Below are 19,622 nucleotides of genomic sequence, written 5' to 3'. Positions count from 1 at the left end.
TCTCCGGACCTTAGAGACCTTTCTTCTGCTTGTAATCGGCGATGGCGGCCTTGATGGCATCCTCCGCCAGAATGGAGCAGTGGATCTTCACCGGCGGCAGGGCCAGCTCTTCGGCGATGTCGGTGTTCTTGATGCCGGCGGCTTCGTCCAGGGTCTTGCCCTTGACCCATTCGGTCACCAGGGAGCTGGAGGCGATGGCGGAGCCACAGCCATAGGTCTTGAACTTGGCGTCTTCGATGATGCCGTCGTCGCTGATCTTCAATTGCAGCTTCATCACGTCGCCACAGGCCGGGGCGCCGACCATGCCGGTCGCGATGCTGGGGTCGTTCTTGTCAAAACCGCCGACGTTGCGGGGATTCTCGTAGTGGTCGATTACTTTTTCACTGTAAGCCATATCTAACTCCTGCTAATTCCGTTGTTCACCAAACACTTGCCACGTTGGCAAGGATCAGTGATGTGCCCATTCGACCGTGTTCAGATCGACGCCGTCCTTGAACATCTCCCACAGGGGGGACATCTCGCGCAGACGACCGATGGAGTCGCAGATGAGCTTGATTGCGTAGTCGATCTCTTCCTCTGTGGTGAAGCGACCGATGCTGAAGCGGATGGAGCTGTGTGCCAGCTCGTCGTTCAGGCCCAGGGCGCGCAGCACGTAGGAAGGCTCCAGGCTGGCCGAAGTACAGGCCGAACCGGAAGAGACCGCCAGATCCTTCAGCGCCATGATGAGGGATTCCCCTTCCACATAGGCGAAGCTGACGTTCAGGTTACCCGGGACACGCTGGTCCAGATCGCCGTTGATATAGACTTCTTCGATGTTCTTGATGCCATTCCACAGACGCTGACGCAGGGCCATGATGTGCTGGCTCTCGCTCGCCATCTCTTCCTTGGCGATGCGGAAAGCCTCACCCATGCCAACGATCTGGTGGGTCGCCAGGGTGCCGGAACGCATGCCGCGCTCATGACCGCCACCGTGCATCTGGGCTTCCAGACGTACGCGGGGCTTGCGGCGCACGTACAGGGCACCGATCCCCTTGGGGCCGTATACCTTGTGGGCGGACATGGAGAGCAGGTCCACTTTCAGCGCTTCCACGTCCACCGGGATCTTGCCCACGCTCTGGACCGCGTCCACGTGCAGCAGGATCTTGCGGGAGCGGCACAGCTCGCCGATGGCGGCGATGTCCTGCACCACACCGATCTCGTTGTTCACATGCATGATGCTGACCAGGATGGTGTCATCGCGCAGGGCACCTTCGATCTGCTCGAGAGTGAACAGGCCGTTTGGCATCGGTTCGAGGTAGGTCACCTCATAGCCTTCACGCTCCAGCTGGCGGCAAGTGTCGAGCACCGCCTTGTGTTCAGTCTTGGAGGTGATGATGTGCTTGCCCTTGCCAGCATAGAAGTGGGCTATGCCCTTGATGGCCAGGTTGTTGGATTCGGTCGCGCCGGAGGTGAAGACGATCTCGCGAGGATCTGCACCAATCAGCTCTGCCACTTGATTACGGGCCAGGTCCACCGCCTCTTCGGCCTGCCAGCCGAAACGGTGAGAGCGGGAGGCAGGATTGCCAAACAGGCCGTCCATGGTGAGGCACTGCATCATTTTTTCTGCGACACGCGGGTCCACCGGACAGGTTGCCGAATAATCAAGGTAAATAGGCAGTTTCATGTTTTTCTCCGTTACGACGCGGCCACACAGCGACTCGTCGTGGAAAGCACGTTTATAGTTGGACTTTCAAGCTCACATCACCGCGTTCGGCCCGGTCAACCAGGGACAACACGGTCTTCATTTGTTCATCTTGCTTACCGGCGATGCGGCGCACATCGGCCTGACCGACCAGCTCCGCCAGGGTGATGTCCCCCAGGAAACTGGAAATGCGCTCACTCAAGTCACGCCACAGGGAGTGGGTCAGACACTGGGTACCACCGTGGCAGCCACCCTTGCCGAGACATTTGGTCGCATCGACCGATTCATCGACCGCGGTGATCACCTGACCTACCGAGATCTCGCCAGGGGCCAGGCCGAGGCGATAACCACCGCCCGGGCCGCGCACGCTGCTCACCAGCCCATGCTTGCGCAGACGGGCAAACAGTTGTTCCAGATAGGACAAGGAGATGCCCTGGCGCTCTGAAATATCAGCAAGAGGAACGGGCCCCTGCTCTGCATGCAACGCCACGTCGAGCATGGCTGTCACTGCGTAACGTCCTTTTGAGGTCAGTCTCATATGCCTTACCGTCTTGCGAACAAATCAATATGGGCACATGGTCACATACCCGACTAAAACAGTCAAGTATATGCTTGAGTAAATCAGTCGGGATTAATCCTGCGGCCGGGCTTTCTGCACCGAGGTGAGAATGCCCCGCAGGATATTCAATTCAACCACTTCCGGCCGGGCGCGGTTGAACAGACGGCGCAGCTTGCTCATGACATGACCGGGGTGATCATCGGCAATGAAGCCTGTCTTCTGCAGGGTCTGCTCCAGATGCAGATAGAAGCCTTCCAACTGCTGGGCACTGGGATAATCCACCCGCTCCGCATCCGATTCCACCGTGGCAGTTCCCTGAGTCTCCAGCCAGCGCATCCGCACCTCGTAGCAGAGGGTCTGCACCGCCATGGCCAGATTGAGAGAGCTGTATTCGGGGTTGGCCGGGATGGCCACGTGGTAGTGACACTTTTGCAGCTCATCGTTGGTGAGGCCGGTGCGTTCACGACCAAACACCAGAGCGACCGGATGCATCACCCCCTCCGTCACCAGCTTCTCACCCGCTTCGCGGGGATCCAGCATGGGCCAGCTCAGGGTCCGAGAGCGGGCACTGGTGCCGATGACCAGGCCACAATCGGCGATGGCCTCATCGAGCGTCGGCACGATGCGGGCGTTGACCAGCACATCGCTGGCTCCCGCCGCCAGGGCGATGGCATCGTCATCGGGCAAGGCTTGCGGATCAACCAACACCAGCTGAGTCAGCCCCATGGTCTTCATGGCTCTCGCCGCAGAGCCCATGTTGCCGGTGTGAGAGGTGTTTACCAAAACGATACGAATCTGATCCAACATGCCCAGTCAATCTTCAGTCAAAAATGGCGCGTAATAGTAACATAACGAATCGCTATTTTGGCACCGCTTCTGACCCCGCATTTCAGAACAAAAATCACCGCTTGTATAACCAACCGGCCTGAAGGGGGGAAAAGGGAGAGCTAACCTTAGAGGGTCAAGCTGCATTACCCGGAGCACTCCTCTCATGCTTCCCCCCTGGATCTATGAACAATTGCCGCTACTTTACCTGCTGCTCTCCGCTGTGTTGTGGTTCTTTGCCCACTCACCGCTGCTCTGGCTCGCGGCGATCCTGCTGTTTGTGGTGGGTGCTCTCCTCTGGATGATGCGCTCCAACTACAGGCGCACCGATCTGGTCATCTATCCCGCCAAACGCTGGCTGCAACCGGAGTGGTGCTATGAGGCCCTGCCTTTCCTGTGGCTGGCGCTCGGGCTGGTGCTGCTGCGCCAACCTGACACCACGGCCCTGCTCGCCCTGCTCCCCTGTCTCTGGGGTGGCCGCTGCTTGTGGACCAGGCGGCGTCATCGCCATCATACCCCGGGGCTGGCGATGCAGCTGAGACGCGGCTCAGGCCATCGACGCGGGCAGCGGATCCTGCGCTGATCGGACCCGCTCTATCAGGGTGGCCAGGTCCATCAAGGGATATTTCATCAGCCCGGGCAGCCCATCCAGATCCAGGCTGTCCATCAGGTTCTTCACCTCGAGGCCCAACTCGGTATCCCCTTCTATCTTCAGCCTGCGCTGGAAGAAGAGGGAGTCCGGATCCTCTTTTCGACCGGCAATCAGGATGAGATCCTGGCTGCTACCGCTGAAGCAGACATCGGCACGCTCGCAGTCACGGGCCACCACCAGTTTTCCCTCTCGCTCGCTGACGAACCAGCATAGTTCGAGATCCGACACCTCAACTTTGAGCCACTTGCCGGCCAGGAAGGCGAAATCCCCGTCCTGGATGGCCTCCTTGAACGCCTGTGCCAACAAAGCCTCCATCAGGTTTTGCTGCAGGGTGAAGGGCACCAGCTTGAGCGGGCGGCGCAAGAGACGAGGAGCCTGTTCGACCAGGCGACGTTGCAGTTGTTGAAACACGATAAACTCCCAGTTTTTTGCGTATTCAAACACAGTGCAATTATCAGGATCCTGTTGAAAATCAAACTTGTGCCCACTTACCTCTAGAAGGGTAAAGCCACACAAAGCTGCCTCAGGTCAAAAAGCGGGGGGTCAAGCCTGCATACAATCGGGCCACTTTTTGCATTTTTGCCCTCTCGGAGCGTACCCGATGGAATTACTCTGCCCGGCAGGTAGCCTGCCGGCACTGAAGACAGCCGTGGATAACGGGGCCGATGCGGTCTATATCGGCTTCAAGGATGACACCAACGCCCGCCACTTCGCCGGGCTCAACTTCACGGACAGCAAACTGGAGAAGGCGGTGGACTATGTGCACCGGCACGGCCGCAAGCTGCACATCGCCATCAACACCTTCGCCCACCCGGGCTCCGATGCCAGATGGAAGCAGGCCGTGGACAGGGGAGTGGCGCTCGGTGCCGATGCCCTGATCATCGCCGATCTCGCCGTGCTGGATTACGCCAGCCGCCATCATCCCGACATGGAGCTCCATGTCTCGGTGCAGGCCAGCGCCACCAACGCCGCCGCCATCCGCTTCTACCAGCAGCACTTCAACGTCGGCCGGGTGGTGCTGCCACGGGTGCTCTCCATGCACCAGGTCAGGCAGCTGGCCCGCGAGACCGATGTCGGCCTCGAGGTGTTCGCCTTCGGCAGCCTCTGCATCATGGCGGAGGGGCGCTGCTATCTCTCCTCCTACATGACGGGTGAAAGCCCCAATACCGTGGGCGCCTGCTCCCCCGCCAAGTTCGTGCGCTGGGAAGAGACCCCCCGCGGTCTCGAATCCCGTCTCAATGAGGTGCTGATCGATCGCTACGGCCCGGGGGAAAACGCCGGTTACCCGACCCTGTGCAAGGGACGTTTCGAGGTGGATGGCCAGACCTATCACGCCCTGGAGGAGCCCACCAGTCTCAACACGCTTGGCCTCTTGCCCGAGCTGTTCCAGACCGGGATCCAGTCGGTCAAGATCGAGGGCCGCCAACGCAGCCCCGCCTATGTCGAGCAGGTGACCCGGGTCTGGCGCGCCGCCATCGATGCCTATCAAGCCAACCCCGACGCCTACAGCGTCAAGAGCGAGTGGGATGCCCAGCTTGCCCGCGTCTCCGAGGGAAGTCAGACCACCCTCGGCGCCTATCATCGCCAGTGGCAATAAAAGGAGCACATCATGCAATTCTCTCTCGGGCCCCTGCTTTTCTACTGGCCCAAGGCCGACACCCGGGCCTTCTATGAGGCGGCGGCCCAGAGCCAGGCCGACATCATCTATCTGGGTGAGACGGTGTGCAGCAAACGCCGTGAACTGAAAGTAGATGACTGGATTGCCCTGGCCCGCCAGGTGGCGAGCACGGGTAAACAGACCGTGCTCTCCACTCTGGCGCTGATCTCGGCGCCATCGGAGCTCAAGGAGGTGAAGCGGCTGGTGGACAACGGCGATCTCATGGTCGAGGCCAACGATCTCGGCACCGTCCAGCTCGCCTGTGAGGCGGGCCTGCCCTTCGTGTGTGGCCCGGCCATCAATGCCTACAACGCAGACGTGCTGCGCATGCTGCTCAAACAGGGGATGCAGCGCTGGGTGATGCCGGTGGAGCTCTCCCGCGACTGGCTGGTGCAACTCAATGAGGATCTTGGCCCGCTCCGCCAGCAGTTCGAGGTGGAGGTGTTCGCCTACGGCCACCTGCCGCTCGCCTACTCGGCGCGCTGCTTCACCGCCCGCTCCCTCGACAAGCCCAAGGACAACTGCGAGCTCGCCTGCATCCACTACCCGACCGGACGGCTGGCCAGCAGCCGCGAGGGGCAGAAGGTGTTCAATCTCAACGGCATCCAGACCCAGTCCGGCTACTGCTACAACCTTGGCAACGAGCTTAAAGGCATGGCGGGACTGGTGGATGTAGTGCGCCTCTCTCCCGAAGGGATGGAGACACTCGACATGCTGGCGCGTTTCAAGGCCAACCAGCAGGGTCAGGCTCCCCTCCCCCTGCAGCAGGAACGGGACTGCAACGGTTACTGGCGACAGATCCCCGGCATGAGCCTGGTGAAGTGATCACGCAGGGACGACAGCAGCAGACAGCAAAAAGGCCTCATCAAGAGGCCTTTTTCACTGAGGGCTGACGCCCTTCTCACGCTTTGCTGCTTTTGCCCTGGGCACCCGGCGGCAAGGGTTTGCGCGCCATCAGCTCCAGCTCCAGCAGGGCATAGCGATGCTCGATGAAGTCATAGACGTTGTTGGCCAGCGCCAGCTTGAAGTAGCTGATGGCTTCCTTGCGGTTGCCCTTTGCCAGCTCGAACTTGCCGAGGTAGAAGTAGGTTTCGCACAGGCGCTCGGCGAGCTCCCGGTTGTCCTTCACCCCTTTCACCACGTTGCCCATCAGCTGGGTGGCGTTGATCTCGCCGGTATAGAGGCGCACCAGATCCCAGTTCCAGGCGTCGTCGTCATACTTGTTGAGGCGCTCACGCATCCGGCTCATGGCCGCCGGCCCGTTGAGCTTCTGCTCGGCAAGATAGAGCCAGATCACCCGGTAGGGATCTTCCGGCTGCGCCTCGTAGAAACGCTTCATGTCGGCGGTAGCCAGCTCTGACCTGTTGCCGTAATAGAGCGCGATGCCACGGTTGAGATAGGCGTAATCGTAATCCGGGGCGAGCTCGAGTGCCGAGTCGAACGCCTCATAGGCCTCGTCATAGTTCTGTTGCTGAACCAGATAGACACCGATGAAGTTGTAAGCCTCGGCAAAGTCGGGCTTCTCCCGCAGGGCACGGTTGAAGTCGAGCCGAGCGAGGGAACGCAAGCCAACCCGGTCAAACACCACGGCACGCTCATAGAAGAGCTCCGCCCGCTGTTCGGTCGTCAATTCCATTTCACTGAGCATCTGCCCGAGTCGCGCCAACGCCAACTCGCTCTGGTAGGAGACCTGCAAGGGGGTCGCCAATACCAATGAAGCGGGTTGCGGCTTGGGAACTTGAGGCGCTGTAACCTGACTGCTACTGCTGCATCCCCACATGGGGAGCAACAACAGAATACCGGTGAGGTATCCAATCCCTTTCCTGACGTTCAATGAACACTCCGACGCTTACGCTTGACCCCGCATATGGTAAAGGTCAACCGGCCTTTTGTCATGTGGCGCAACCCCTATCCCTCAAATAAATCAGGATTCGACAGGGTATCCGGCATCACTCCAACCACGAAAGCCTCCATCGACGCTGACCACCCGGGAATACCCCATCTTTTGCAGGTTGTCCGCCACCAGGATGGAGCGAAAACCCCCACCACAATAGAGGTAGAGCTCGGTGTCGGGATCGGGAAAACGGGTCTCGATGTCCCGCTCCATCACCCCGCGGCCCAGATGCTCGGCCCCCGGCAGGTGCCCTTTCGCCCACTCGTTATCTTCCCGCACGTCGATCAGGTGAAAATCACGGCCTTCTTCCTGCCAGCGCCTGATCTGGTGCACGTCGGTTTCCCGTACCTGCGGGCGAATGGCCTCTACCAGGGCCAGAAAACGGGGATTATGTTGCATGGCTTGCTCCTTGCATTTTTGCAATGGGTAATGAGGATGGGTTGTAGGGAGCATAATGACTTAGCCGCGCCCCAAGAGAAAGGGCGCCCTGTGGCGCCCTTGTCTGTTACGGCAGGATCTCTTGCTGATCCGCACCTTCTTTTTCCACCTGGGTCGGCAGCATGTGCTCCCGCTTGACCCCGAAGAACATGGCAGAGGCACTCGCCACATAGATGGAGGAGTAGGTCCCGAAGGCCACCCCTATCACCATGGCGATGGCGAAGCCGTGGATCAGCGGGCCGCCCTTGAGCAGCAGCGCCACCACCACCACGAAGGTCAACCCCGAGGTGATGATGGTCCGGCTCAGGGTCTCGGTCATGGAGAGATCCATGATCTCAGCGGTATCACCCCGGCGCACCTTGCGGAAGTTCTCCCGCACCCGGTCGAACACGACAATGGTATCGTTCAGGGAGTAACCCACCAGGGTCATCAACGCCGCCAGCACGGTCAGGTCGAACTCGTACTGGAAATAGGCGAAGATGCCGAGGGTGATGATGACGTCGTGCGCCAGGGAGAGGATACCCCCCATCGCCAGACGCCACTCGAAGCGCACCGCCACATAGGCCAGGATACAGAGGATGGAGGCCAGCATGGCCAGGGCACCGTCTGTCGCCAGCTCGTCACCGACCGAAGGACCGACGAACTCGACCCGCTTGAGCACGGCGCTTTCATCGATCAGCTTGGCGGCCGCCAGCACCTCGTTGCCCTGCTGCTCGACCTTGACCCCCTCTTTCGGAGCCATGCGCACCAGCACGTCGCGGCTGGAGCCAAAGAATTGCAGGGTCGCCCCTTCAATCTTCTGCTCGTCCAGCGCCGCGTGCATCTTGTCCAGGCTCACCGATTGCTGGAAGCCCACCTCAATAGTGGTCCCCCCGGTGAAGTCCAGACCCCAGTTCAAACCGCGATCGAACAGACAGAACAGGGCGAGCATCGTCAGCAAGGCAGAGAACACCATTCCCGACTTGGCAAAGCGCATGAAGGGGATGGGCTTTTCAAAATGTAGAATCTGAAACATGTCTCTTCCTTAGATCGGCAGCTTGTCGATGCGCCGTCCGCCCCAGGCCAGGTTGATGATGGCGCGGGATACCGTGATGGCCGTAAACATGGAGGCGGTCAGACCGATGCCCAGCGTCAGGGCGAAGCCCTTGATGGCGCCGGTGCCGATGCCAAACAGGATCACACAGGTGATGAGCGAGGTGACGTTCGAGTCGGCGATGGTCGAGAAGGCGCGGTCAAAGCCCATGTGGATGGCTTGCTGCACGCCGCGGCCGTTACGGATCTCTTCACGAATACGTTCGTAGATCAGCACGTTCGCATCCACTGCCATGCCCAGCGTCAGCACGATACCGGCGATACCCGGCAGGGTCATGGTGGCCCCCGGTATCATCGACATGATGCCGACGATCAGCACCAGGTTCATGGAGAGAGCCAGGTTGGCCACCCAACCGAACGCACGGTAGTAGATCCCCATGAACAGCACGATCACCAGCATGGCCCAGCCGATGGCTTCCATCCCGCTGTCGATGTTCTGCTGACCCAGGCTCGGGCCTATGGTGCGCTCTTCGACGATCTGGATCGGGGCTATCAGGGCACCGGCACGCAGCAGCAGCGCCAGGTTGTGGGCTTCGTTGGCGTTGTCGATACCTGTGATGCGGAACTGGCTGCCAAGGCGCGACTGGATGGTGGCGACGTTGATCACCTCCTCCTGCTTGCGGAACTTGCGCTTGCCGTCCGGACCGGGTTGACCGACCGGCTTGTACTCGATGAAGACGGTGGCCATGCCCTTACCAACGTTGTCCTTGGTAAAGTTGGCCATCTTGTTGCCACCCTGGCCATCGAGCTTGATGTTGACCTGGGGACGGCTGTATTCGTCGAAACCGGACTGGGCACCCACGATGTGGTCACCGGTCAGGATCACGCGCTTTTGCAGCACCACGGGACGACCGTTGCGATCGTTGTAGACCTTGGAGCTCGGCGGCACCCGGCCTGCGGCCGCGGCCTGGATGTCGGCGGCCTCATCGACCATGTGGAACTCCAGGGTCGCGGTAGCCCCCAGGATCTCCTTGGCACGGGCGGTGTCCTGGATACCGGGCAGCTCCACCACGATGCGCTCGGCACCCTGCTGTTGTACCAGCGGTTCGGCCACACCCAGTTCGTTCACCCGGTTACGGATGATGGTGATGTTCTGCTCGAGGGCGTACTTCTTCACTTCCTTGATCTTGGCTTCACTCAGGCCAGCCAGCAGGATGAAGTCATCCCCTTTCTGCTCTGTGGTGAAGGTGAGATCTGGATTCTGCCGACGCAGGAAGGCGGCGGCCTTGGCCTGATCGGCCTCCTCGCGGAACACCACCTGCACCTGATCACCCACCCGGCGCACACCGGAGTAACGGATCTTCTGGGTGCGCAGCTCGGAGCGGAAATCCTGCACCATCTGCTCTTGCTGCTTGGTCAGCGCCTCGGCCATGTCCACTTCCATCAGGAAGTGCACGCCACCTCGCAGGTCCAGACCCAGCTTGAGGGGAGCGGCGCCGATGGCTTCGAGCCAGGCAGGCGTGGAAGGTGCCAGGTTGAGGGCGGTAATGAAGTTGTCGCCCAGCTTGTTGGCGACAACGTCACGAGCCTTGAGCTGGTCTTCGGTATTGGTGAACCGGATCAGAATGAAACCGTGTTCGAACGCAGCATGTTTGACCGGGATCTGAGCCGCTTCGAGCGTCTCCTTCACCTGATCGAGCGTCTCTAGTTTGACTTCGGCACCACGGCTGGCAGAGACCTGCAAGGCCGGGTCTTCGCCGTAAAGATTGGGGGCTGCATATAGAAAACCGATGGCGATCACGACGATCACCATCAGGTATTTCCACAGCGGATAGCGATTTAACACGCTGTGCTCCTCGGGAGATTAAAGGGACTGGATAGAACCCTTGGGCAGAACGGCAGAGACGAAATCACGCTTGATGGTGACTTGAGTCTGATCGTTCAGGGCCAGCACGATGTAGTCGCTATCGGCGGAGACCTTGGCGATCTTGCCGACCAGGCCACCTGAAGTGAGCACTTCGTCACCCTTGGCCAGGGAGCTCATCAGATCGCGATGAGTCTTGGCGCGCTTGGCCTGGGGACGGTAGATCATGAAATAGAAGATGAGGCCAAACACGGCCAGCATGATGATCATTTCCATGCCACCACCCTGTGCACCCGGAGCTGCGCCTTCTGCATACGCCTTGGAGATAATGCTCATTTAACAACCTCTTATTGATGTAGATTTGAAAACTAACTTATATGTCGTTGTTATTTCACGTCATTTTCAGTTAACGGAGGCACGGGCTTCCCTTGCCGACGGTAAAACTCAGTTACAAAGTCGTCTAATTTACCCTGCTCGATCGCGTCCCGCAAACCCTGCATCACACGCTGGTAATAACGCAGGTTATGAATGGTATTCAGACGGGCACCGAGGATCTCGTTGCACTTGTCCAGATGGTACAGATAGCTGCGGGTGTAGTTCTTGCAGGTGTAGCAATCGCAGTCGGCATCCAGGGTGCTGGTGTCTTCGCGATACTTGGCGTTGCGGATCTTGACCACCCCGTCCGTGGTGAACAGATGGCCGTTGCGGGCGTTGCGGGTCGGCATCACGCAATCGAACATGTCGATGCCGCGGCGCACCCCTTCCACCAGATCCTCCGGCTTGCCCACCCCCATCAGGTAGCGCGGCTTGTCGGCCGGGATCTTCGGGCAGACGTGATCCAGGATGCGGTGCATGTCTTCCTTGGGCTCGCCCACCGCCAGACCGCCGACCGCATAGCCGTCGAAGCCTATTTCCAGCAAACCGTCGAGGGAGACATCCCGCAGCGGCTCGTAGACGGAGCCCTGAATGATGCCGAACAGGGCGTTCTTGTTGCCCAGTGCATCAAACTTCTCGCGGGAGCGCTTGGCCCAGCGCAGGGACATCTCCATGGACTTGCGCGCCTCTTCGTAGGTCGCGGGGTACGGGGTGCATTCGTCGAAGATCATCACGATGTCGGAGCCCAGATCGTACTGGATCTCCATGGATTTCTCGGGGTCGAGGAAGATCTTCTCGCCGTTGATGGGATGACGGAAGTGCACCCCGGCCTCGGTGATCTTGCGAATGTGACCCAGGCTGAACACCTGGAAACCACCGGAGTCGGTCAGGATGGGGCCCTGCCAATTCATGAAGTCATGCAGATCCCCGTGGGCGCGCATCACCGCCTGACCCGGCCGCAGCCAGAGGTGGAAGGTGTTGCCAAGCAGGATCTGGGCGCCGGTTTCGCGCACCTCTTCCGGGGTCATCCCCTTGACGGTGCCGTAGGTACCGACCGGCATGAAGGCCGGGGTCTGGACCACACCGCGCTCGAATACCAGCTGACCGCGACGGGCGCGACCATCTGTGGTTTTCAGTTCAAATTTCATTGCTACCTCGATTCAGTCAGAGAAACAGTCTGACAACGGAGGGCCCCATGGGGCCCGATACAAGAAACCGGCCAGGATCCTGACAAGGCCTCCCTGAACGGCTTCTGAAGGCGGAGGCTTATGCCTCGACCTGGCGACGGGTGACGAACATGGCGTCCCCGTAACTGAAGAAACGGTACTGCTCGGCCACGGCCGCCTGGTAAGCCGCCATCACGTTGTCGTAACCCGCGAAGGCGCTGACCAGCATGATCAGGGTGGATTCAGGCAGGTGGAAGTTGGTGACCATGGCATCGACCACCTGGAACTGGTAGCCGGGGAAGATGAAGATGTCGGTGTCGCTGAAGAAGGGCGCCAGCGGCTTGCCCTGGGCCAGGGTCACCTTGGCCGCGCTCTCGAGCGATCGCACCGAGGTGGTGCCCACGGCAACCACGCGACCACCGCGGGCACGGGTCGCGGCGATGGCGTCCACCACCTCCTGCGGCACTTCGGCATATTCCGAATGCATGTGGTGATCTTCAATCTTCTCCACCCGCACCGGCTGGAAGGTGCCCGCCCCCACATGCAGGGTGACGAAAGCCGTTTCCACGCCCTTGGCCCGAATTTTCTCAAGCAGCGGCTCGTCGAAGTGCAGACCCGCGGTCGGCGCAGCCACGGCGCCCGGCTTCTGGTTGTAGACGGTCTGGTAGCGCTCCTTGTCGGCATCCTCGTCGGGACGGTCGATATAGGGGGGCAGCGGCATGTGGCCTATAGCTTCCAGGATCTCAAGCACGGGGCGGGGGTCCAGGAAGTGGATCTCGAACAGGGCATCATGGCGGGCGCGCATCTCTGCCTCCACCTTCTCCCCATCGGGGCCGCCATCGAGGATAAGGCGGGTGCCGGGCTTGGGAGACTTGGAAGAGCGGACATGGGCCAGCACGCTGTGCTCGTCCAGGATGCGCTCCACCAGCACCTCCAGCTTGCCGCCGCTGGCCTTCTGGCCAAACATGCGCGCCGGAATGACCCGGGTGTTGTTGAACACCAGCAGGTCGCCCGGGTTGAGCTGGTCCAGCACATCCACAAATTGACCGTGGCGCAGGGCGCCGCTTTGACCATCGAGCTGCAACAGGCGGCTGGCGGTGCGCTCTGCCATCGGATAGCGGGCAATCAGCTCGTCTGGCAGATCAAAATGAAAATCGGATACTTGCATCTTTCACCTCGGGGGAATCGGCGGCTAGTCTAGTTATCCCCCTCTTCCAAGGCAACCCAAAAGACCAAAAACCCAAGGCCGGCAAGGGATAGCGCTCTTTTTGCGAGCCTGGGGGCCCCTTGGCGCACCGACACGGGCACTTGGGCGTCAATTTGTACCCCGCCGTACCAACAACCCCTGGGTTAATGATTCTTTAATGATCTGTATTGACCCTGATCAGGTTCCACCGCCAGGAGCTGAGCTAGGGTGAGAACAGAGACACGAGGAGGCCCACCATGATGACCCTGACTGAAATCATGACCGAACACCCCTTCACCCTGGGGCCACAGAACAGCGTCAAGCAGGCGATGGAGCTGATGCAGCAGGAACAGATCCGCCATATCCCCATCGTCGATGAGCACCTGCATCTGCTGGGACTGGTGACCCTCTCCGACATACTGGCGACCCGCGAGTCCAAACTGTTGCTCATCAATCCGGAGCGGGAAGCGGAGTTCACAGACAGCGTCCAGCTCGACGAGATCATGACCCGCCAGGTGGCGAGCGTGGATCCCCATGCCGGCATCAAGGAGGCAGCCCTCTACCTGCAGCGCCACAAATATGGCTGCCTGCCGGTGGTGCGGGGACGCAAGCTGGTGGGCATAGTCACGGAGTCGGATTTCATCACTGTCGCCATCAATCTGCTGGAACTGATGGAGGAGCAGGAGCCGCCCTCTGATTTCTGATCACAAAAAAATGTAATAAAATTACAATAAAAGCGTTTTCAGCTTAGTTAATCGCCTAAATAGCTGAAACACTTTCAGTTTGATTGAAAAATTACACCACAAACTTGCTTTGTGATCTTCATCACACTATGATGCCGTCCATGCAATGGTTGCCGAAGAGGAGATGAGGATTGTGCACCCGATGTCTTCTCTTCATATGTCTGCAAGTTTGCACACCCCGTAGTTAGTCTTTGCTGTAAAGCATTTTTATATCGCCATTCCTTGTTTGATGACCCGGCCCTGTCTGTGCGACGGCGCCGGGATTTTTTTGCCCGTCTCTCACGCCCTCCCCCTCTGCCCGACGCACCTTCAACACTCCTCTCATCACTTCCGGCATAAAACAAGTTCCCATCCGGGACTTGAAAATGTGACATGGCGGACAGAAATTGAACTTCGACAATGAGTTATCTCTGAAGGCCTGAGATATTCATGTTAGGTACAGTTGCGATGGGCTATCTAATAAATAGATTTAAGTGATTCAAAATTGTGGCTTTGACCGATTAGCGAAAAGCCCTATGATGCCTCCATCGAAAGTTAAGCGCCTCGCCTGGCCAAGCACTTCACGACCAGACGGGCATATGTACATCACCAAGGAGCAAATACATGTCTACCTATATCAACACTGAAATCAAGCCGTTCAACGCTACCGCCTACCACAATGGCAAATTCGTTCAGGTGTCTGACGCTGACCTGAAAGGCAAGTGGTCCGTGGTGTTCTTCTACCCGGCTGACTTCACCTTCGTTTGCCCGACCGAGCTGGGCGACCTGGCTGACAACTACGCTGCCTTCAAGAAGCTGGGCGTCGAGATCTACGCCGTTTCCACCGACACCCACTTCACTCACAAGGCCTGGCACGACACTTCTGACACCATCAAGAAGATCCAGTACCCGATGATCGGCGACCCGACCGGCACCATCACCCGCAACTTCGGCGTGATGATCGAAGAAGCTGGCCTGGCTGACCGCGGTACCTTCGTCATCGACCCGCAAGGTGTCATCCAGATCGTTGAAATCAACGCTGGTGGCATCGGCCGTGACGCTCTGGAGCTGCTGCGCAAGGTCAAGGCTGCCCAGTACGTTGCCGCTCACCCGGGTGAAGTGTGCCCGGCCAAATGGCAAGAAGGCGATGCCACCCTGGCCCCGTCCCTGGATCTGGTAGGCAAAATCTAAGCCTCCTGCTCTCCAAGACCGGCCCACTCAAGGGCCGGTCTGCTTTCTGGCCCAGTGCTTTCTGTATTCATTAATAGTGCCGACCGCCATAACAAGAAGGAATTCGACCATGTTAGATACCAACCTCAAACAACAACTCAACGGTTACTTGCAGTACATCGTCAATCCCATCGAGATCAGCGTGTCCGGCAATGACAGCGACAAATCCGCAGAGCTCCTGGCATTGGCCAACGAGATAGCCGAGATGTCCCCCAAGATTTCCATGACCGATGGCACTGCTACTCGCAAGCCTTCCATGAGCGTGGCGCCACAAGGCCAGGCACCGCGCGTGCATTTTGCCGGCATCCCCATGGGTCATGAATTCACCTCCCTGGTGCTCGCCCTGCTGCAAAGCGGCGGCCACCCCTCCAAGGCCGATCCGGCCGTGCTGGAGCAGGTCAGGAACCTCAAGGGCGAGTTCCACTTCGAGACCTATATCTCCCTCTCCTGCCACAACTGCCCGGACGTGGTACAGGCCCTGAACCTGATGGCCACCCTGAACCCCGGCATCACCCACACCATGATCGACGGTGCCCTGTTCCAGGACGAGGTGAACGAGCGCCAGATCATGGCGGTCCCGAACGTCTACCTGAACGGCCAGCCGTTCAGCCAGGGTCGCACCTCCCTGGAAGAGATCGTCGCCAAGCTCGATACCGGCGCGGCAGAGCGCAAGGCGCAAGAGCTGAGCGAAAAGGCCCCCTACGACGTGCTGGTGGTGGGCGGTGGCCCGGCTGGCGCCGCAGCGGCCATCTATGCAGCTCGTAAAGGCATTCGCACCGCCATCGTCGCCGAGCGCTTCGGTGGTCAGGTGATGGATACCGTCGGCATCGAGAACTTCATCTCAGTGCCCTACACCGAAGGCCCCAAGCTGGCCGCCAGCCTGGAGCAGCACGTCAAGCAGTACGGCGTGGAAGTGATCACCGAGCAGCGTGCCGCCGCCATCAGCAAGGATGGCTACGTGAACGTGGATCTCGCCTCTGGCGCCACCTTGAAGAGCCGCGCCGTGATCCTGGCGACCGGTGCCCGCTGGCGCGACCTGAACGTGCCGGGCGAGCTCGAGTACCGCACCAAGGGCGTGGCTTACTGCCCGCACTGTGACGGCCCCTTCTTCAAGGGCAAGCGGGTGGCGGTGATAGGTGGTGGTAACTCCGGCATAGAAGCGGCCATCGATCTCGCTGGCATCGTCGAGCACGTCACCGTGGTGGAGTTTGCCGATACCCTGCGCGCCGACGAGGTGTTGCAGAAGAAGGCCCGCTCCATGGGCAACATCGACATCATCATGAGCGCCCGCACCACCGAAGTGATCGGTGACGGCAGCAAGGTGGTGGGCATGGACTACGAGGATCGCACCACGGGCGAGATCAAGCACCTGGCGGTGGCCGGCATCTTCGTGCAGATAGGTCTGGTACCGAACACCGAGTTCCTCAAGGGGAGCGAGGTCGCCCTGACCCGCTTCGGCGAGATCGAGATCGACACCAAGGGGGCAACTTCCCTGCCCGGCGTTTACGCCGCAGGGGATGCCACCACTGTGCCGTTCAAGCAGATCATCATCTCCATGGGCGCTGGCGCCACCGCCGCCCTGGGGGCCTTCGATTACCTCATCCGCAATGCGGCGCCGGAAGCCGCTGCCGCCAAGGCCGATGCCGTGACCGCCTGACAGGCTCATCGCCCGACAAAAAGCCGACTCCCTGGAGTCGGCTTTTTTATGCACGTCTTCGGGCAGACCTGCCCTCAGCGAACCTGCGACTCCTCAATCCCCTCCACATCCTCAACCTCGGGCGCGGCATAACTCGCGGGCACCGCCTCCCCTTCCAGATCCGTTCTCGGCTCCAGCTCGGCCGTCATGGGGGTATTGGGCGGCACCGGCATGAACACCTGGTGCTCGGCCAGGGGAATGGGCGCCCGCTGCCGCCTGCGCCAGTCCAGATAGCCCGCCAGCAGGACACCGCACAAGGCGAAGTAGATAAACAGCCCCTCTGGCCCGAACTGCACCATGACGAAGGGCGCCAGCAGCGGCCCTATCATGGCCCCCAGACTGTAGGCGAGCAGCAGCCCCTGATTGGCCCCCAGCACCTGATCCGGGCGCAACTCGTCGCAGGCGTGGCTGAGACTCAGGGGGTAGATGGAGAACGCCATGCCCCCCAGCAGGAACACCAGGGCACCCGCGATCGGCTCGCGCCACGCCTCGGGCAGCAGCACCATCAGCAGGGCGAGCAGAGTCAGCGCCCCGCACAGCAGCAGGATCACCAGCCGCCTGTCATAACGATCTGACATCCGGCCGATGGGGTATTGCAGGCACATGCCCCCCAGGATCACCAGCGCCATCATGTCCGCCACCCGAGAGAGCGAGGCGCCGCTGTCGGTAAAGTAGAGCGGCAGCAGGCCGTAGATGGCCCCGAGGATGAGGCCCGAGGTGAAGCTGCTGCCCATGCCCGCCGGGGTGAGCCGGACAAGCTCCAGCACTCCCACCGGCTGGGGTGCCACCATGGCCGGAGTGGGCACCCGGGAGAGCGCGAGCGGCACCACCGACAGGGTGGCGGCCATGGCGCACAGGGCAAAGGGGGTCAACACCATGGGATCCACCCACTTGAGCAGCAACTGGCCCATGGCCAGGGATCCATAGAGCAGGATCATGTAGAGGGACATCAGCCGCCCCCGGTTCGCCGGGGTGCTTGAGACCAGCATCCAGGACTCCAGCACCACGAACAGGCCGCCGGTGGCAAAGCCTCCCAGCAGCCGCAGCGCCGCCCAAGCGATAGGGTCCACCACCATGCCGTGCAGCAGGAACAGGAAGCAGAGCAGGGAGGCGTAGGCCGCATAGGCCCGGATATGGCCCACCCGGATGATGAGGCGAGCATTGACGAAGGCCCCCAGCACCAGGCCGCCAAAATAGGCGGCCGACACCAGGCCGATGGCCTGCACCGACACCTGCTCGGCAAAAAGGCGCACCGTCAGCAGGGTGTTGAACATGCCGTGGCCCAGAATGAAGATCACCAGGCTGGTCAGGGGTGACAGCAATCTCGTGAGTGTCATGGCGCCTCCTAGTGACGAAAGGGTCATGGTAGCCTTTGTTTCTTGCCCGGTTCAACCCAATGGCCCAGGCCCTCCCGGGCTATTCTTAACGGGATCCCATCAAGGAGGTCATAGAGATGAGACTCATGCTGTTGTTGGCAACCCTGCTCTTCGCCGGGAGCGCCATCGCCTTCCACTGCCCCATGGACATGAAGAAGATTGATGATGCCCTGGCAACGAACCCCGCCCTCAGCGCCGAGCAACTGGCCGAGGTAAAACAGTTGAGAGCAGAAGGAGAGACCCTGCACAAGGCAGGCAAACATCAGGAATCCGTCGATACCCTGGCCAAAGCCATGGCCATCCTGGGCATCGACATGGAATAAGGTCATGGTACCCCCTCGCGACGGTCTGCTTCACAGCCCACCCATGCGAGGTCCCAGGGTCATCACCAAGGCCCTCGTCGAGAACGACGAGGGCCTTGTCATACCGGGTATCGGCCTCGGTCAGGCCGACACCCGACCACTGTAAACCAGGGTGCAATAGTTGAAGGAGATCCTGTCGTTGACCGCATGACGGCCAAATTCACGGCGGATCAGCGCCGTCATCTGCTCATGGGCCGGGGTGCCGACGGCGGGCGCATAGGAGGAGGAGTTGAGCCGCCCCAGCACGCCGTCCAGATCGAACAGCTGGCGGTTCTCGAAGCGATCGAGCCGATACTCCCCTTCGAAGAAGGCACGAAAATCGTGCTCGCCGAGGTTGCGATGATTGACCTCCTCGTAATCCCCCGAATAGGCGTGCAGCCCCTCCTCGTAAGCCTTGAGAAAATCGGTGTTCGTCAGCCGATCGTTCCAGATCAGGGCGACCCGGCCACCGGGTCTGAGCAGGCGCTGGCACTCCTGCCGAAAGGCCGCGCGATCGAACCAGTGAAACGCCTGGGCAACCGTGATCAGATCCACCGAGCCCGTCGGCAGGCCGGTGGCCTCCGCACTGCCGTGGGACCAACCTATGTTGCCCATATCCGCCAGCAGCCGTCTGGCGGCGCCACGCATCTCATCGTTGGGCTCTACCGCCCAGACCCGCGCCACCCGGGGGGCGAGCAGGGTAGTCAGAATGCCGGTGCCCGCCCCTATGTCGGCCACCTGGGCCTCGGGCACCATGGCAAGCTCGTCAGCCAGAAAGTCCAGCATGGCCGCCGGATAACCGGGGCGGAACTTCACATAAGCCTCGACCCGGGTCGAGAATCGCTGGGTACTGTCCATCGCGCACACCTCTCTTGTCAGTGACGGGCACCATCTGCCCGCATCCCGTTTCCCTTCCTGCCGCTTTGCA

General features: G+C 60.3%; 21 protein-coding genes. 7 read left to right on the top strand and 14 right to left on the bottom strand.

What is annotated here, in order from left to right; all coding sequences use genetic code 11:
• Positions 1 to 10 precede the first annotated feature (10 nt).
• The 4 genes from iscU to trmJ all read right to left on the bottom strand — a co-directional run bounded on the left by iscU (position 11) and on the right by trmJ (position 3,047).
• On the bottom strand, positions 11 to 394 hold the full coding sequence (gene iscU / locus KI797_RS08400; protein ID WP_005299770.1) for a Fe-S cluster assembly scaffold IscU: 384 nt from the start codon (positions 392 to 394) through the stop codon (positions 11 to 13).
• Positions 395 to 448: 54 nt separating this feature from the next.
• Complete coding sequence (locus KI797_RS08395; RefSeq protein WP_041205949.1) at positions 449 to 1,663, bottom strand: IscS subfamily cysteine desulfurase; 1,215 nt, start codon at positions 1,661 to 1,663, stop codon at positions 449 to 451.
• Between the two features lie 52 nt (positions 1,664 to 1,715).
• Positions 1,716 to 2,219: a Fe-S cluster assembly transcriptional regulator IscR gene (gene iscR / locus KI797_RS08390; RefSeq protein ID WP_025327241.1), complete on the bottom strand. Its 504-nt coding sequence runs from the start codon at positions 2,217 to 2,219 to the stop codon at positions 1,716 to 1,718.
• A 93-nt stretch (positions 2,220 to 2,312) separates the two neighbouring features.
• Complete coding sequence (gene trmJ, locus KI797_RS08385) at positions 2,313 to 3,047, bottom strand: tRNA (cytosine(32)/uridine(32)-2'-O)-methyltransferase TrmJ (protein ID WP_182788629.1); 735 nt, start codon at positions 3,045 to 3,047, stop codon at positions 2,313 to 2,315.
• Positions 3,048 to 3,231: 184 nt separating this feature from the next.
• Here trmJ and KI797_RS08380 point away from each other — a divergent pair, with 184 nt between their 5' ends.
• Positions 3,232 to 3,648, top strand: coding sequence for a hypothetical protein (locus KI797_RS08380; protein ID WP_005324297.1), 417 nt, complete (start codon positions 3,232 to 3,234; stop codon positions 3,646 to 3,648).
• Here the strand turns inward: KI797_RS08380 and ubiT are convergent.
• Entirely contained in the window at positions 3,613 to 4,128 is a 516-nt protein-coding gene (ubiT, locus tag KI797_RS08375; RefSeq protein ID WP_041206966.1) for a ubiquinone anaerobic biosynthesis accessory factor UbiT, read from the bottom strand. The genes KI797_RS08380 and ubiT overlap by 36 nt on opposite strands.
• A gap of 190 nt (positions 4,129 to 4,318) precedes the next feature.
• On the opposite strand from ubiT, the gene ubiU reads away from it, so the two are divergent.
• Positions 4,319 to 5,314 (top strand): ubiquinone anaerobic biosynthesis protein UbiU, encoded by a 996-nt coding sequence (gene ubiU, locus KI797_RS08370; protein ID WP_041205950.1) that lies wholly within the window; start codon positions 4,319 to 4,321, stop codon positions 5,312 to 5,314.
• A gap of 12 nt (positions 5,315 to 5,326) precedes the next feature.
• Entirely contained in the window at positions 5,327 to 6,199 is an 873-nt protein-coding gene (locus KI797_RS08365; RefSeq protein WP_005324304.1) for a U32 family peptidase, read from the top strand.
• A gap of 76 nt (positions 6,200 to 6,275) precedes the next feature.
• Here the strand turns inward: KI797_RS08365 and nlpI are convergent, their stop codons facing one another.
• The 7 genes from nlpI to queA form a co-directional block, all read right to left on the bottom strand.
• Positions 6,276 to 7,208, bottom strand: coding sequence for a lipoprotein NlpI (gene nlpI, locus KI797_RS08360; RefSeq protein ID WP_306821178.1), 933 nt, complete (start codon positions 7,206 to 7,208; stop codon positions 6,276 to 6,278).
• Positions 7,209 to 7,298: 90 nt separating this feature from the next.
• Positions 7,299 to 7,667, bottom strand: coding sequence for a rhodanese-like domain-containing protein (locus KI797_RS08355; RefSeq protein ID WP_041205952.1), 369 nt, complete (start codon positions 7,665 to 7,667; stop codon positions 7,299 to 7,301).
• 106 nt (positions 7,668 to 7,773) lie between these two features.
• Entirely contained in the window at positions 7,774 to 8,721 is a 948-nt protein-coding gene (secF, locus tag KI797_RS08350; protein WP_005324311.1) for a protein translocase subunit SecF, read from the bottom strand.
• Positions 8,722 to 8,730: 9 nt separating this feature from the next.
• A complete protein-coding gene (gene secD, locus KI797_RS08345) occupies positions 8,731 to 10,584 on the bottom strand; it encodes a protein translocase subunit SecD (protein ID WP_042650445.1) in 1,854 nt (617 codons plus the stop codon).
• An 18-nt stretch (positions 10,585 to 10,602) separates the two neighbouring features.
• Positions 10,603 to 10,938 carry a preprotein translocase subunit YajC gene (yajC, locus tag KI797_RS08340; protein ID WP_041205953.1) on the bottom strand — a complete coding sequence of 112 codons (336 nt, stop codon included), beginning with the start codon at positions 10,936 to 10,938 and terminating at the stop codon, positions 10,603 to 10,605.
• Between the two features lie 50 nt (positions 10,939 to 10,988).
• Positions 10,989 to 12,125: a tRNA guanosine(34) transglycosylase Tgt gene (tgt, locus tag KI797_RS08335; protein ID WP_005324320.1), complete on the bottom strand. Its 1,137-nt coding sequence runs from the start codon at positions 12,123 to 12,125 to the stop codon at positions 10,989 to 10,991.
• Between the two features lie 118 nt (positions 12,126 to 12,243).
• Complete coding sequence (gene queA / locus KI797_RS08330) at positions 12,244 to 13,311, bottom strand: tRNA preQ1(34) S-adenosylmethionine ribosyltransferase-isomerase QueA (RefSeq protein ID WP_005324322.1); 1,068 nt, start codon at positions 13,309 to 13,311, stop codon at positions 12,244 to 12,246.
• Between the two features lie 275 nt (positions 13,312 to 13,586).
• Between queA and KI797_RS08325 the strand changes: the two genes are divergently transcribed.
• The 3 genes from KI797_RS08325 to ahpF all read left to right on the top strand — a co-directional run bounded on the left by KI797_RS08325 (position 13,587) and on the right by ahpF (position 16,938).
• Complete coding sequence (locus tag KI797_RS08325) at positions 13,587 to 14,033, top strand: CBS domain-containing protein (protein WP_005324325.1); 447 nt, start codon at positions 13,587 to 13,589, stop codon at positions 14,031 to 14,033.
• Between the two features lie 642 nt (positions 14,034 to 14,675).
• Positions 14,676 to 15,242, top strand: coding sequence for an alkyl hydroperoxide reductase subunit C (gene ahpC, locus KI797_RS08320; RefSeq protein ID WP_005324327.1), 567 nt, complete (start codon positions 14,676 to 14,678; stop codon positions 15,240 to 15,242).
• Positions 15,243 to 15,351: 109 nt separating this feature from the next.
• A complete protein-coding gene (ahpF, locus tag KI797_RS08315; RefSeq protein WP_226172539.1) occupies positions 15,352 to 16,938 on the top strand; it encodes an alkyl hydroperoxide reductase subunit F in 1,587 nt (528 codons plus the stop codon).
• Between the two features lie 74 nt (positions 16,939 to 17,012).
• On the opposite strand, the gene KI797_RS08310 is transcribed toward ahpF, so the two are convergent.
• Positions 17,013 to 18,314 carry an MFS transporter gene (locus KI797_RS08310; RefSeq protein ID WP_226172537.1) on the bottom strand — a complete coding sequence of 434 codons (1,302 nt, stop codon included), beginning with the start codon at positions 18,312 to 18,314 and terminating at the stop codon, positions 17,013 to 17,015.
• 116 nt (positions 18,315 to 18,430) lie between these two features.
• Here KI797_RS08310 and KI797_RS08305 point away from each other — a divergent pair, with 116 nt between their 5' ends.
• Complete coding sequence (locus KI797_RS08305; RefSeq protein ID WP_005324333.1) at positions 18,431 to 18,676, top strand: hypothetical protein; 246 nt, start codon at positions 18,431 to 18,433, stop codon at positions 18,674 to 18,676.
• A gap of 120 nt (positions 18,677 to 18,796) precedes the next feature.
• On the opposite strand, the gene KI797_RS08300 is transcribed toward KI797_RS08305, so the two are convergent.
• On the bottom strand, positions 18,797 to 19,552 hold the full coding sequence (locus KI797_RS08300) for a class I SAM-dependent methyltransferase (protein ID WP_226172535.1): 756 nt from the start codon (positions 19,550 to 19,552) through the stop codon (positions 18,797 to 18,799).
• Positions 19,553 to 19,622 lie beyond the last annotated feature (70 nt).

The organism is Aeromonas media (assembly GCF_020423125.1).
Lineage (GTDB): Bacteria > Pseudomonadota > Gammaproteobacteria > Enterobacterales > Aeromonadaceae > Aeromonas > Aeromonas media.
Note: the sequence above shows the minus strand (reverse complement) of the source record. Positions and strands in the feature narration are given on the sequence as shown.

Bases quoted from the DNA above. Each gene is read 5' to 3' on its own strand.
- trmJ (WP_182788629.1), bottom strand. From the start codon at position 3,047: ATGTTGGATCAGATTCGTATCGTTTTGGTAAACACCTCTCACACCGGC.
- iscR (WP_025327241.1), bottom strand. From the start codon at position 2,219: ATGAGACTGACCTCAAAAGGACGTTACGCAGTGACAGCCATGCTCGAC.
- KI797_RS08365 (WP_005324304.1), top strand. From the start codon at position 5,327: ATGCAATTCTCTCTCGGGCCCCTGCTTTTCTACTGGCCCAAGGCCGAC.
- queA (WP_005324322.1), bottom strand. From the start codon at position 13,311: ATGCAAGTATCCGATTTTCATTTTGATCTGCCAGACGAGCTGATTGCC.
- iscU (WP_005299770.1), bottom strand. From the start codon at position 394: ATGGCTTACAGTGAAAAAGTAATCGACCACTACGAGAATCCCCGCAAC.
- KI797_RS08395 (WP_041205949.1), bottom strand. From the start codon at position 1,663: ATGAAACTGCCTATTTACCTTGATTATTCGGCAACCTGTCCGGTGGAC.
- yajC (WP_041205953.1), bottom strand. From the start codon at position 10,938: ATGAGCATTATCTCCAAGGCGTATGCAGAAGGCGCAGCTCCGGGTGCA.
- KI797_RS08355 (WP_041205952.1), bottom strand. From the start codon at position 7,667: ATGCAACATAATCCCCGTTTTCTGGCCCTGGTAGAGGCCATTCGCCCG.
- KI797_RS08325 (WP_005324325.1), top strand. From the start codon at position 13,587: ATGATGACCCTGACTGAAATCATGACCGAACACCCCTTCACCCTGGGG.
- KI797_RS08300 (WP_226172535.1), bottom strand. From the start codon at position 19,552: ATGGACAGTACCCAGCGATTCTCGACCCGGGTCGAGGCTTATGTGAAG.
- secF (WP_005324311.1), bottom strand. From the start codon at position 8,721: ATGTTTCAGATTCTACATTTTGAAAAGCCCATCCCCTTCATGCGCTTT.
- KI797_RS08310 (WP_226172537.1), bottom strand. From the start codon at position 18,314: ATGACACTCACGAGATTGCTGTCACCCCTGACCAGCCTGGTGATCTTC.
- ahpF (WP_226172539.1), top strand. From the start codon at position 15,352: ATGTTAGATACCAACCTCAAACAACAACTCAACGGTTACTTGCAGTAC.
- ahpC (WP_005324327.1), top strand. From the start codon at position 14,676: ATGTCTACCTATATCAACACTGAAATCAAGCCGTTCAACGCTACCGCC.
- tgt (WP_005324320.1), bottom strand. From the start codon at position 12,125: ATGAAATTTGAACTGAAAACCACAGATGGTCGCGCCCGTCGCGGTCAG.
- KI797_RS08380 (WP_005324297.1), top strand. From the start codon at position 3,232: ATGCTTCCCCCCTGGATCTATGAACAATTGCCGCTACTTTACCTGCTG.
- ubiU (WP_041205950.1), top strand. From the start codon at position 4,319: ATGGAATTACTCTGCCCGGCAGGTAGCCTGCCGGCACTGAAGACAGCC.
- KI797_RS08305 (WP_005324333.1), top strand. From the start codon at position 18,431: ATGAGACTCATGCTGTTGTTGGCAACCCTGCTCTTCGCCGGGAGCGCC.